Annotated in this window: 10 protein-coding genes; 4 read left to right on the forward strand and 6 right to left on the reverse strand. The window is 52.2% G+C overall.

Annotation, left to right across the window (positions count from 1 at the left end):
• The coding region (locus tag GX147_06785) for an OmpA family protein (GenBank protein ID NLN60397.1) at positions 1–220 on the forward strand (220 nt) is incomplete at its 5' end.
• A gap of 90 nt (positions 221–310) precedes the next feature.
• Here GX147_06785 and GX147_06790 read toward each other — a convergent pair.
• Positions 311–958 (reverse strand): nicotinate-nucleotide adenylyltransferase, encoded by a 648-nt coding sequence (locus GX147_06790; GenBank protein ID NLN60398.1) that lies wholly within the window; start codon positions 956–958, stop codon positions 311–313.
• A complete protein-coding gene (locus GX147_06795) occupies positions 955–2,211 on the reverse strand; it encodes a glutamate-5-semialdehyde dehydrogenase (protein NLN60399.1) in 1,257 nt (418 codons plus the stop codon). The genes GX147_06790 and GX147_06795 overlap by 4 nt, the downstream gene beginning before the upstream one ends.
• Before the next feature lie 353 nt (positions 2,212–2,564).
• Here GX147_06795 and GX147_06800 point away from each other — a divergent pair, with 353 nt between their 5' ends.
• From GX147_06800 to GX147_06810, 3 genes are read left to right on the forward strand one after another with little or no spacing between them, the layout of a single operon-like run.
• Positions 2,565–3,638: a patatin-like phospholipase family protein gene (locus GX147_06800; GenBank protein ID NLN60400.1), complete on the forward strand. Its 1,074-nt coding sequence runs from the start codon at positions 2,565–2,567 to the stop codon at positions 3,636–3,638.
• 45 nt (positions 3,639–3,683) lie between these two features.
• Positions 3,684–4,625: a radical SAM protein gene (locus tag GX147_06805; protein ID NLN60401.1), complete on the forward strand. Its 942-nt coding sequence runs from the start codon at positions 3,684–3,686 to the stop codon at positions 4,623–4,625.
• A 26-nt stretch (positions 4,626–4,651) separates the two neighbouring features.
• The gene (locus tag GX147_06810; GenBank protein NLN60402.1) at positions 4,652–4,867 is read left to right on the forward strand and encodes a DUF2905 domain-containing protein; all 216 of its coding nucleotides are present in this window, start codon (positions 4,652–4,654) and stop codon (positions 4,865–4,867) included.
• Between the two features lie 71 nt (positions 4,868–4,938).
• Here the strand turns inward: GX147_06810 and glgP are convergent, their stop codons facing one another.
• The 4 genes from glgP to GX147_06830 are packed head-to-tail and all read right to left on the reverse strand — an operon-like array spanning position 4,939 to position 13,692.
• Complete coding sequence (glgP, locus tag GX147_06815) at positions 4,939–9,195, reverse strand: alpha-glucan family phosphorylase (protein NLN60403.1); 4,257 nt, start codon at positions 9,193–9,195, stop codon at positions 4,939–4,941.
• Between the two features lie 13 nt (positions 9,196–9,208).
• Positions 9,209–10,390 carry an alpha-amylase gene (locus tag GX147_06820; GenBank protein NLN60404.1) on the reverse strand — a complete coding sequence of 394 codons (1,182 nt, stop codon included), beginning with the start codon at positions 10,388–10,390 and terminating at the stop codon, positions 9,209–9,211.
• A 13-nt stretch (positions 10,391–10,403) separates the two neighbouring features.
• Positions 10,404–11,684, reverse strand: coding sequence for a glycosyltransferase family 4 protein (locus GX147_06825; protein NLN60405.1), 1,281 nt, complete (start codon positions 11,682–11,684; stop codon positions 10,404–10,406).
• Positions 11,685–11,700: 16 nt separating this feature from the next.
• Positions 11,701–13,692 carry a glycogen debranching protein gene (locus GX147_06830; GenBank protein ID NLN60406.1) on the reverse strand — a complete coding sequence of 664 codons (1,992 nt, stop codon included), beginning with the start codon at positions 13,690–13,692 and terminating at the stop codon, positions 11,701–11,703.
• Positions 13,693–13,707 lie beyond the last annotated feature (15 nt).

Below are 13,707 nucleotides of genomic sequence, written 5' to 3' on the forward strand. Positions count from 1 at the left end.
CACGGACAGCAGGGGCACCGACGCATATAACCAGAAGCTTTCCCAGCGCCGAGTCGATGCCATCAAGAACTACCTGGTTGACAAGTTCGGGATCGATGCGGATCGTTTAACGGCTGTCGGCTATGGCAAATCGAGACCCATCGCCACCAACGACACGGATGAGGGCCGCCAGTTGAACCGCCGTGTGCAGGCCGTCATGGAAACCTACATCCGCAGATAGTCCTTCTTTATCTGTGTAAGGGAAACAAAAAGCCCCGGGAGCTTCTCCCGGGGCTTTTTTTGTTCCCGTTGCGCGATCGTACCGGGGTTTTTAGGCGACATAAAGCCCCTGTTCACGCAGATAGCCCTCAACGAAGGGCGGTACAAGGTATTGAACGGACCGCCCTTCCCTCACGGCACGCCGAATCCCGCTTGATGAAATGTCCAGGAAGGTGACTTCCCGGAAATAAATCGAATGGCTGCGGGAACCGCGAAAACCACGGTCTCGCGTCCGGTAAGTGAACGTTTCGGCAAAAGACGGTGGAACAATTCCCGCGAGGCTCCTGGTCTCGTATCCCGGCCTGGTCATGACGATAAAATGGCACATGACCAGAAGTCTATCCCAGTCCTTCCAGGTTTGAATGGCCTGAAAGGCATCCTGGCCCACGATGTAATAAATCTCCATATCGCGTCCATATTGCTCCTGGAAATAAGAAACGGTGTCTATGGTATAGGAAGGGCCCATCCGATGCTGCTCCAGATCGGAGCAGTCGAAATGGGCATTATCGGAGATGGCCAGACGAATCATCCGTTCCCGGTGAATGAACGCGCTGATTTCATGATGTGTTTTGTGAGGCGGCCGGGCGGCGGGGATAAAAACGACACGGTCCAGCCCGAACATTTCCCTCACCTCCTCGGCGCACCGGAGATGCCCCGTATGAATCGGATCAAATGTTCCCCCCAGGAGCCCCCACTTCATGTCCTGACTTGGCCGTTTCCGTAGATAATGAATTTGGTCGTTGTCAATTCCTCGAGTCCCATGGGACCGTAGGCATGCAGCTTGGTCGTGCTGATTCCGATTTCCGCCCCCAAACCCAGCTCAAAACCGTCACTAAAACGGGTGGAGGCGTTGACCAGGACCGTCGAGGAATTGACTTCATTCAAAAAACGCTGGGCATGGCCATAATTTTGCGTAACAATCGATTCCGTATGCAGTGACCCGTACCGGCCGATATGCGCCACCGCCTCATCCAGAGTCTCTACCACGCGCACAGCCAGGATCAAATCCGTATATTCCGCATACCAGTCCTCTTCCCTCGCCTCCTCAATACCGGGAACAATCTCCCTTGTTTTGGGACACCCGCGTAACACGACGCCCGCTGTCCCGTATTTCTCCGCCAGGACCGGCAAAAAAAGGGAAGCGATATCCTGGTGGACAAGCAGTGTTTCCATGGCGTTGCAGACTGCCGGCCGCTGGATTTTCGCATTCATGCAGATCTCTACGGCCATGTCGAGGTCCGCGCCGGCATCGATGAAGATATGACAAACGCCCTTGTAATGCTTGATGACCGGTATTTTAGACTGCCTGACAACAGCGCGGATCAGTTCCTCTCCGCCTCGGGGAATGATGAGGTCAATGAATTCGTCCAGTTGCAGCATCTCGTGGACCGCTTCCCGGTCCGTCATGGGGATGACTTGAATCGCCTCTTCCGGGATGCCGGACCGTTTCAAACAGTCCTGCAGAATCCGGGCAATGGCCAAATTGGAATGGATCGCCTCTGAGCCTCCACGCAGGATGACGGCATTGCCTGATTTGAGGCAGAGAGCGGCCGCATCGGCGGTCACATTGGGCCGGGACTCGTAAATAATGCCGATGACACCTAAAGGGATTCTCATGCGCCCCACCAAAAGTCCGTTCGGTCTTTTCCACATGGAGGTGATTTTTCCCACCGGATCCGGTAACACAGCCACCTCCCGCAACCCCTGGGCTATTCCCGCTATGGTTTCCTCCTTCAGCGCCAGGCGGTCCAACATCACCGAAGAAAGACCGCTACGGCGGGCATACTCCAGATCCTGACCATTTTCCCTCATGAGAACATTCTTTTGCTTCAGAAGCTCTTCCGCCATATCCAGTAACGCGTTGTTCTTGACACGGGACGATATCCGCGAAAGGACCGTCGCCGCCCCTTTGGCGTTTTTCGCCATGCTGATGATTTCACTCTGAATATCCATTTGGAACCATCTCCTCCTGATTGTTAACCCTTACCGTCACCCAAAAAGGACATGATCAAGACAACGGGATTGACAAATTCCATCGCCATTGTGTATGGTTCGTCAGACCATGGTCATGTCATGCACCATTTCATTGGGCGTAACCATTCCCGCCCTAGAATCTGTTGATTTGACATACCTTTCAATCGACAGCGCCCCCCTTGCAACGGCATTCGCAATGTATAGAAGGGTGCGTTTCGTGTCAAGATGTTTGATCATGGGTAGGGGACCACTGCGCAGCCCATAGGGTGGGAATGAGGCCATGCGGGATGATCCATGTGGGAATCTCATTGTCATGAGGAAGACAAAAAACCATGCTCGGCGACCTAATCGTAAAAGCGGGGAAAAATGCCCTGGCCATTATTCGTGACGGGGGGTTTAATTGGGATCGCGTCAGTACCTGTTACGGTTCAGCCTCGGGGCCTCGGTGGCTGGTGGCCAGCGGATTTGACCTGACCCTCCTAGAAAAGGGTTGTCTGGGCCGTCAACGCGCGATTGTACTTGCGGGCGCCTCTTCCGGCGCCTGGCGCTTTGCCGCCTGGGCGCAGGCCGATCCGTTGAAGTCATACCATGAACTCCGCCGGGCCTATATCGAAGCGCAGTACCATCGCGAGGACACGCCTCGCTCGGTGCAGCAGTCCCTTATGAGGATCATTGACCGTTACATCGAGGAAGACGCCCTTCCCTTTGCCCTTCAAAACAAACGATACCGCCTGGCGATCATCTCCGCCCGGGCCAAAAATCTGACCGCATCAGAGCAATCCTGGCTACAGAAGATCGGTCTGGCCACGTGTTTTGTCTCGAATCTGCTTTTCCCCGGTACAATACACCGTTTTTTTGAGCGGATCGTTTTTTTTTCAGGTCCCAAGCCGCCCCCTTTCTGCCTGAACGGAGGTTATCGGGGCCAATACATTCCGCTCAATCACTTCAATTTTAAACATGCTGTCCTGTCATCGGGAGCCATTCCAATCGTCGTGGCCGGGGTGCAGGACATTTTCGGAGCCCCCCGGGGTATTTACCGGGATGGTGGGCTGGTAGACTACCACATCAACGAATCCTTCCACGGTCGCAACGATGAAGTGACTCTGTTTTTCCATCATCAGGAACAGAGTAAGCCGACCTGGATGGATAAAAACCTCCAGAAGCGTCGATCGCCGGAACATCTGATGGATAACGTGCTGATGGTTTATCCCTCACCCGTTTTTGTCTCTACCCTTCCCGACAGGAAAATTCCGGACCGGACAGATTTTATCACCTACGTCGATAATCAATCCCAAAGAATACGTAACTGGTGGAAAGCAGTCGATATGTCTGCCCATCTGGGGGAGCGATTCATGGAACTGGTGGACAGCGGGCGGATACGCAGCGCAGTCCTTCCTTTCAACTGACGGGGCTGTATGGCCAGAACCCGCTTAACCCATAAGGACAAGATCATGAGCAAAGACGACCCAACCATCCCGGGAATGAATCCACTTAAGGAACAACTTCTCTCTTGCCACCTCTGCCCCAGACATTGCGGGGCTAACCGTATAACGGGAGAAAAAGGCGTCTGCGGCCTGGACGACGGTATCACCCTGGCTCGGGCGCTCCCCTACCATGGCGAGGAGCCACCCATTTCAGGCACCTGGGGCGCCGGTGCCCTTTTTCTTGCCTCCTGCAACCTCCGGTGCCGCTACTGTCAGAATTTCCAGATCAGCCACCAGAATCACGGCGAGAAACTGAGTCCCGAGGAGCTGGCCCTCAGGATGATGACCCTGCAAGATCAAGGCTGTCACAATATTGAAACCGTGACGCCGACCTCTCAATTACCGCAACTGATCGATGCGCTGCAGCTGGCTTGGGAGGCAGGTCTGAACCTTCCCCTGGTGTACAATTGCGGGGGTTATGAAAACCCCGAAATCATTCGACTCCTCGACGGTCTTGTCGATGTTTATCTCCCTGATTTTAAATATGGAAACGGGGAAGATGCCTCCCGATTATCCGGAGTCAAGGATTACACCCCCTTCGCCCTGAAAGCGATTGGAGAGATGATCAAGCAGGTCGGCTCGGAACTCGATCTTGACGATGACGGTATAGCGACACGAGGCATCATTATCCGCCATCTGGTTCTCCCCGGACACATTGAGAACAGCATTCAGGTGCTGAAACTCATCCAGCAACATTTTTCTCTCGAAACCCCCCTGAGCCTGATGTCCCAGTACACCCCCACACGATGGGTCAAGGATGATCCCCTGCTGGGCAGGCGAATCACCAAAAAGGAGTACGACGAGGTGGTCAATCAGGCGCTGGATATGGGTTTTGAGCAGATTTTCGTGCAGGAAGTCGATGACCGGAATCTCAGTCCCGATTTCGACAATCCGAACCCTTTTCCATGAACGAAAAGGATGACATGATGCCGCTCATTCTCCAATTGGGTAAAACGCTGTTGTTTATCGGCCTCGTCCTGATCATGGCCGGTGCAATCATGGTGTTTTCAGCCAAGATTCCCTGGATGGGACGTCTTCCTGGAGATTTTTATTTCAAGGGGAAGCATTTCTCCCTCTACTTCCCTTTAGCCACCGGTTTGCTGATCAGTGTAGTCCTGACACTCATCTTCTGGCTGATCGGACGAAAATAATAAAGGGCCTTCGAGTTGGTCCCGTGGAAACCCCTTCTTCGCCCAATTCCTTCATCTTTTCCGGCCGGCGTCTATCCCCAGAACACAAGGCCCGGTTCCACTTTGGAAGACAGGCGGGGATGATACGGCATAACTCGAGCCCCGTAGCTGTAGGGACCGTTGCTTTTGACGGTGTATTCCGCAAAGAACCTCAGCATATTTGATTCTGTTCCTTCTTGAAGGGTCAGGGGCACACACTCCACGTTGGAAAGCGAACCGTCCTTCCCCTTCCTGCCGATGATCATTTCAACAAATATCTCTTCCGGACTCATTTTCCCCGGATCGATATGAACCCTTATGGTCAAAGGTTCATCAATGTGGATTATGTCACCATGGAATCCCTCAACCACGAAATCGACCATCCGGAGCGAGGCAAAACGCATAGGCAGGGTGCTTTTCCATTGCGCCAGTTCCCTCGCCAGAGCAAAGGAGTCCTGAGTCATTTCCCTGGACCTTTGGGCGGTCGGACGATACATGGCATTGAAATAATCGATCAGCATTCTTTCCGTGTTGAATTTTGGCGTCAGGGTTATCATGGACCGCTTGATCATTTCAATCCATTTTACAGGCAACCCCGACATATCCCGATCGTAAAACAGGGGAATAATCGTGTTCTCCAGAAGGCTGTACAGGGATTGACCGTCTTCCTCATCGGCGTTGGGGAGTTCCTCAACGTAATCGGTTACCACAGGACCAATCGTCCAGCCGTTGCTGCCGTCGTAGCCTTCCGGCCACCAACCGTCGGCAACACTGAGATTCAGGACCCCGTTGGCCGTAACCTTCTGACCGCTCGTCCCGCTGGCCTCGTATGGTCGGCGAGGCGTGTTGAGCCAAAGGTCAACGCCCTGAACCAGATGTCGGGCCACCCGGATGCTGTAATCCTCGATAAAGAATATCTTGCCTCTAAACCGTTCATCCCGACAAATATCGACAACTTTTTTCACGAAATTTTTCCCCATGTCGTCATTGGGATGGGCTTTCCCCGAAAAAACGATATGGACCGGCCTGGTTTGATGATTCAGAATTCGTTCCAAGCGATCCAGATCTGAAAAGAGCATGTTCGCGCGCTTATACGGAGCAAAACGCCTTGCGAAGCCGATCATCAGGGCGGCCGGATTGAGCCGAGAGAAGACTTCTTCCCGCCAGGTTTTGGACAGGCCATATTTGGTATACTGGCGGGAGATCTGATCCCTCAAAAAATTGATGGAACGTTGTTTCACTTCGTAACGCGTCCGCCAGAGCAGGTTGTCAGGGATGTCTTCCACCTTACGCCAACGCTCTGTATCCGTGAGGTTCCGCTCCCAATCCAATCCGAGAAAGTTATCGAGAAGTTCCCTCATGCGAGGTGCGACATAGGTCATGGTATGAACCCCATTGGTAACATGACCGATCGGGATGTCCGTATCGTGAAAGCCCTTCCAGACATCCTTCCACATGTGGCGGGAAATCTGACCGTGAATGGCACTGACTGCATTGCTCATATGGGTCAGCTTCAGCGCCAGGATCGTCATGAAGAACGGCTTGTCGTCACCTGCCTCCTTCCGTCCCAATTCCCAGAACTGGGACCACGATATTCCCGTTTTTCGTACATAACTCGAAAAGTAATGTTCCATCAGTTCCCTGCTAAATCTTTCGTTGCCCGCCTCCACAGGGGTATGGGTCGTAAAGATGCTGCTGCCTCGCACAACCTCCGCCGCCTCCACAAAGGACAACCCCTCCTCTATCATAAGAGCGGATATTCTTTCCAACAGCAGAAACGCCGAGTGCCCTTCGTTGATGTGAAATACACGGGGTTTATAACCCAGCTTGCGGAGGAGCTTTACACCGCCCATGCCAAGCAGAATCTCCTGTTCTATGCGCGTCCTCTGTTCCGCGGCGTAGAGACGATCCGTGATTCTCCGGTCCTGTGCGGTGTTTCGGGGAATATCCGTATTCATAAGGTAAAGGCTGACACGCCCGACCTTGATCTCCCAGATGTTGGCGTAAAGTGTCCGCCCAGGCAGGTCAAGGGATATCTGGACCTCGTTGCCGAGGTCGTCTTGGATACGGTTGATCGCCATATGAGTAAGATCGGTTTCGGGATACTCGGCGATTTGAACTCCGTTTTGATCGATCACCTGCCGAAAATAACCGTTTTTATAGAGGAGCCCGACACCAACGAGGGGAATATTCAAATCGCTCGCTGTTTTTAAATGATCGCCCGAAAGGGTTCCCAGCCCTCCGGAGTAAATGGGGAGTGTTTCATGCAGGCCGTACTCCGTGGAAAAATAGGCAATCGGGTGGGTGGCATTGATTGGCGGAGTCGGCTGGATTTTTTTGTGAACACCTTTGTCCTCCATGTACTGATCGAAATGCTTGAATATTTCTCGATAACGCCCCATGTAAAATGAGTTGTCCGATGCCTCTTCCAGCTTTTCCGGTGAGATCATCTCCAGCATTTTGACGGGATTATTCTCCATCTCATTCCACTTTTTCGGATCCAGGGGAGCAAACAGATCGAACACACGGGGATTCCATGACCACCAAATATTATAGGCCAACTCTCTCAGCCTTCTGATTTTTTTCGGAAGATGAGCGACGGCAGTGAAATTGCGGAAATGGGGCAAGACGGAAACGCCTCCGGCATACCTGTGCTTTTCTTCAGGGGTCTCTTCCTTCTCGACCATTCTCAGGGAACGTTCCCCGGCCACACTGACGGCTTTTGCATAGGCTTCGAGGTAAAAACGGAAAAATCGCTCCCAACTGGCCTGCTCCACCACATGACGCGCATCCTTCCTCTGGTCCTGCAACATTACGTCGGTTTGTGACATGAACTGGGCCAGAATACGGTATAGCCTCTCTTCAATTTCCGATGCAGGCCTGCCCTTCCGATCCAAAATAATCACGCCCGTCGAACCCCCGATGGTCTCCTGAATCCATCCCGCAAACCCCGCCTGATCAGTGGTCACTGTCGGCACCGCATAGGCTGCGCATTCCATGGGGGTGTACCCCCAGGGCTCATAATAAGAGGGGAAAACGCCCAAGTCGCAACCGGAAAGGGTTTCATAATACGGCAGGTTAATCAGGCCATCATAACCGCTCAGATAGGCGGGGATAAAAATGATAAAAACCTTGTTCTGCGGACCATTCCGGAAGCCCATGCGGTTGCAGGTCTGCAGGATCGGGTCTGACGCCTCGTAATTCAGCCGATGGGTGGCAATCGGTACGCCGGCCGTATCCGTTTTTACAAGATCGCTTTGCAGGTGCGGATTCAAGTCGGTGTGCCCCGCGAGCATTGCGATAAAGACGAGGACAGGCTCATTTTCGTTCAAATCCCTTTCCAAACGCGCCAGGGCCTCTAAAAAGACATCAACGCCCTTGTTATGAAATTCATAGCGCCCGGAAATGATCATGATTTTGGTCTGGCTGGGAAAATCTCTTCGCAAAAAACGGGAAGCGCCTTCCAACAGTTTCTCTCTTGCCCTGAGGGCCGGCGCACGATTTTCGGACAAATCCGGAATATTTTCGATATCCAGCCCGTTCGGGGTAATGATATCGGGCGGTCTGCCGAGAAAATTCAGCACCTCCGATGTCGTGATCCTACTGACCGTGGTAAAGCAGTCGGCGTTTCTCGCCGAGGCCGTTTCCATGGAATACTTCGCCGTAATATTATGCGCACTTGCCTCACGCTGGGGGGATATGTGATCCATGCCCGCATAGATATCTATACCGGAGCCAGCGAGGGAGCGCCCCAGAATCGTGGCGTGGGTGGTAAAAACCGTGGCGATTTCCGGTGTCTTTTTCTTCAGGAACAAGAGGCCCGCTCCACACATCCATTCATGAAAGTGGGCGACGGCCGGTTCATTCTGCGGTCGGGCCAAAATGTTGTAAACCGTTTCAATGACCTCGCCGCACGCGTAACTGAACATGACGGGTTCGATGTAGTCCCATCCTCCGGCAATGGAATCGACACCGTGCTCTTCCCATAACGTATACAGAAGCTGATCCTTGTTGTATTTTTTGCCGGCGCTGACCAGAATGACTTTCGGCTCCCCCGCGATTTTCCAGCGACCAAAACGACAGGCTATGTCTTTCATGGCCGTTGTTTCTCGAATTCTCGCCCAACCGTCTTCGTCTGTTTCCTCGAAATCAACATTGGTTTTCAAGTCGGGTCCCAGCAAGAAATAATTTTCTCCGTATTCCCCAATGGCTTCACGCATTTTACTGGCGATCACCGTATAGATTCCACCGACCTTGTTGCAGACTTCCCAACTGACTTCGAAGAGATATCCTTTCCCCGGCTCCGGCATAGATCGTTCTCCTTTATTTCGGTAATGTGCGGTCAAAATCTTCCAGAATATTCATGAAGCTGATATACGCATCGTAAGGTGATTCCCATGGATTAAAATAGGTATGAACATCACCGTCCGCAAACCATTTCGTACACATATAGTAAAAATGATCCGACGTTTGAAGCATCCGCCAAGTCCGCAACATCCGTTCATCCCCCGCCCTTTTCACCTGATCCTCCAACTGATACAAGGACCTCAAGGCATCTTTCTGCATATCGTTACCGGTCCAGGCGGTCAGGTCCCGTTCCGAGTCCGCCCAGGATATGGGATCCCTGACGTCAAGGAGGGAAGAAGAGGAGGGATCGGGAATGATCTGGGCCGGTGTGCGAAAATCGAGGTCGCGATGTTTGAAAATTTCTTCCGGCAACTCCCGCAAAAACTCAAAAATACCCGTCTCCTCCCACTGGTGTTCACCGAAGGTTTCGTAATCCATAAACAGATTGATCACTTCCGCTCCATCATAACGTCGGCTTAACCACCGGGCGTACTGTTTCGCTGTCAGGGGGTATTCACGCCAGTCGCGGGCCGATAACCGGAAAGAAATATCATCGGAGAGACGATAGTCTCGTAAAAGCACGGTCAAATCGGGGCAAGGTAAGGCCCGCCAGCCTATCCTCGGGCTTCGCCCGGCCAGAACCCGATCGGCCCCCTCGGTCAAGATGACTTGATAGCCCATGTCTCCGACCGTTTGGGCGATATCGTTATGATATATCATTTCCGTGTTACAGAAGGTCACGGCGTCCTGTTCGAAAAGAGTCTTGATTTTTTCCCGGTGTCGCAACACCTGCTCCCGGAACTCTCCGGACGAATAGAGGCTCGCGAGGGAATGATCGTATGTTTCATTCAACCATTCCACATAGCCCGTTTCGCTCAATTTTTGGAAACTATCGAGCACTTCAGGCCTCTTACTTTCCAGTTGGCTAATCAGTGTGCCCGTCAGGGAAAAGGAAACCCGGAACGCTCCCTGATATCGGTGAAGAAGTTCCAAAAGCAGCTGATTTGCCGGGAGATAGCACTTTTCCGAAACTTTGTGGAGAATTTCCGTGTCCAGTTCATCGTTTCCGTAATCATGATTTCGACCGATATCGAAAACGGTGTATCGCCGTAGCCGCCGCGGCTGATTAACCTGAAAAAACAGGCAGATATGGGGCATGGTTCCGGGTTCCTTAATTCAACATTGCTTTGTATACTGCCTCAATCTTACTCGCCGCCCCCTCCCAAGTGGTCCGGAGCAATTCTTCCCGGGCACGGATTTGTAATTCCCGGACCAGCGGTTCATAACGTAACAGGGCGATGATTTTATCCACCATGTCCCGGACATCCCAAAAATCGACAAGCAGGCAGTGATGGAAAACTTCCGCCACACCGGACTGGCGTGACAAAATCACCGGTACGCCATAACGGGTTGCCTCCAGAGGCGACAAGCCGAATGGTTCGGATACGCTCGGCATGACATACAAATTGCTCATCCGGAAAATATGATCCACGTCTTCTCCCCGGAGAAAGCCTGTAAAATGAAAATGTTTCCCAATACCCAGCTCGGCAACCCGCTCAATCATGCCGGTCATCATATCACCGCTTCCCGCCATGAGGAACGTCGTCTCTGGAATCCTTTTGAGGACTTCCGCCGCCGCTTCGATGAAATATGCCGGACCTTTCTGGAAAGTAATCCGTCCCAGGAAAAGAACATTTTTCTTCTGACCCGGTTTCCGGAACACATTGATGTGTTCCGACCCATTGATGTGGGTCACCCCGTTATGTACGACCGCAATCCTGTCAACGGGAATCCCGTAACAATCAACGATCCGCTTACGTGTATAGTTGCTCACGGCAATGATGCGATCTGCCTCTGCCAGGCCACGTCGTTCCATGTCAAATATCTCCGGGTTGACCGACTCACCGCTGCGGTCCTGCTCAAGTGAGTGGACATGGAAAATCCAGGGTCTGCCGCTGATCTCACGGGCCCGTATCGCCGCGGGGACCGTCATCCAGTCATGGCTATGAATGATATCAAATGTTTCCGAAAGGGCAATGGTTTCTGCTGCGTATGCGTATCTCCAGACTTCGGAGAACAGGTTGGAACCGTATGGAGAAAACGAGCGGGCATCAGGATTTCCAAAGCCGGACAAGATTCCCGTTGCTCTGTTTCCATATACGGGCCCGTACGTCCTAACATTCTGATAGGGAGTCAGGGAAGAATTCACAATGAAACGGGTCATCAGCCCGTTCCGTTCCGATGAATCGTCCTCCCTTTCATTACGGACTCTGTAAACGTCCGGGTCGATGAATCTCATAAAGCGATCTTCATGGGCCGGAGCCTGACCCGGCATGACGAAGAGAATCTTGATCCGAGCGTCTGTTAACGCACGGGTCATGCCCAGGCAGGCCGTGCCGAGGCCACCACTCATATAAGGAGGGAATTCCCAGCCAAACATTAAAATTCTCACAAGGAATCCCTCCTTATCAGCGAATATCGTCCAGTAAAGTCAGAAGCCGGATCAATTCGGCGATACTCCAGGCTTGGGAAATGCAGCCATTGGGACGATGCGGCGGATTGCCGTCAAACACTTCCGATACACAACCCAAACCAGCCTCGCCCAAATGATTTTTGAGAAAGTTTATAATTTGCTTGTACAAAATATTTTTCGCCTTACGGGAATTCCGGTTCACCCGCAGATATGCTTCACCGAAATGTCCCCAGAGCCATGGCCAAACGGTTCCTTGATGATAGGCCCTGTCCCTTTGTATCATCACACCATTGTAGTTCCCCCGATAATCCGGGTGTGCCGGATCAAGAGTGCGTAGCCCGCAGGGGGTGAGAAGGTCACTTTGCACCCTTTTGACGACACCGTTCCAATCGGCGGAATCAAGGGGAGAGTACGGCAGGGAAACGGCAAAGATCTGGTTCGGCCTGACGGCTTCGTCAAGGATACCCTGTCTGGATACATCACCGAGATAGGCCCCTCGTCCAACCCAGAAGGTCTCCCGAAAAGACCGGCGAGCCAACGGAATCAGCTCTTGAAGGGCAAATTCCTGATCGCCATATCGGGTGGACAGTTCATGCGAAAAACAGACGGCATTGAACCACAGGGCGTTTATTTCCACCATGTACCCCCAGCGCGGCGTCACCGGTAACCCGTTAACTGCGGCATCCATCCAGGTCAAACGGATCCCTTCGCTGCCCGCATGAAGAAGTCCCCGTTCATCCACGTATATATCGTAAATCGTTCCGGCCAGAAACTGCTTCAAAATACGCTTCATGACCGGCCAGATGTGCTGATGAACCCAGTTTTCGTCGCCACCGTATTTCAAATATTGTTGCACGGCCCAAAAGTACCACAGTGATGCATCCACCGTATTGTAGGCGTTTTCCTTTTCGTCTTCCGTAAAAAAATTGGGAAAAAGGCCTTGCTGTTCAAAGTCGCCGAAGGTTTTCAATATCTCCCGCCCCTCATGCATGAGGCCGCGGCAAAATGTCAGGCCCGGCAGCGATATCAATGAATCTCTCCCCCACTCATAAAACCAATGGTACCCGGCTAAAATGGCATGGCGCCCGTGCGGCGTCCGAATCAGAAGTTGGTCCGCTGCCCGGAACAGGCTTTCGATATTTTCCCTGTCTTTTTTGAAGGACTGAACGAAAAAATCTCTGTGTTTCTCCAGAAAATCTCGCCGCTCCCATTCCCCATTCCAGACCTTTTGCAACGGCTCCGGAAAGGGGTCCGTGGTAAAGCAAAGATAGATTTCCTTTCTTTTTTCATCCATGGGGATCGTTATCGTTCCGGGGCAATAGAGATCCTCTCTCCAGTTATAACCGCGAATCCGGTCCTCCTCATATTCAAAATTTTTATACCAATCACCAAACATCGGACATTGGAAATCACCGCTCACCTGGATGTACATGGCCGGCATTCCTTCGTAAGGTGCTATCCGACACCCTTCAGGAATTTCAGAAATCTCTCCGCGAAAATAGGTGTTTTCTTTGGAAAGAGAATGGATACTCCGGTAGGCTAAAAAAGGTTTTATACGCAACATGCAGGGCTCATCCATGTCCGGGAGTCGATATTTCAGGATCACGCTGTTTGTTCCCTGAATCATCATGATTTCCCTTTCAAGGGTTCGACCAGCTACGCGAAAAACAAATTTTGGACAAACCCCGATATCGACTTGTTCAAGATAGGATTGGCCACCGGAGAAAAAAAAGTCCGGATACTGGTGGGATACAAGATAAAACTCTTCCCCCCGGCGGACAAGGGAATCTTCAACCTTGGAAATCAGGACGTAACGACCGGAAGGATTGGCGAGATTGGCGACCAGCAAACCATGATATTTTCGCGTATGACACAGGAGGATGGAACTGGAGGCATACCCTCCCAGGCCGTTCGTTTCCAGCCACTCATAGGTCAATGCCTTCCGGGACCGGATGCAGTCAGGCGTGTTGATCGTGATCGTTGACATGGATACTCTCCTTGG

It is taken from the genome of Deltaproteobacteria bacterium (genome assembly GCA_012522415.1).
Classification (GTDB): domain Bacteria; phylum Desulfobacterota; class Syntrophia; order Syntrophales; family JAAYKM01; genus JAAYKM01.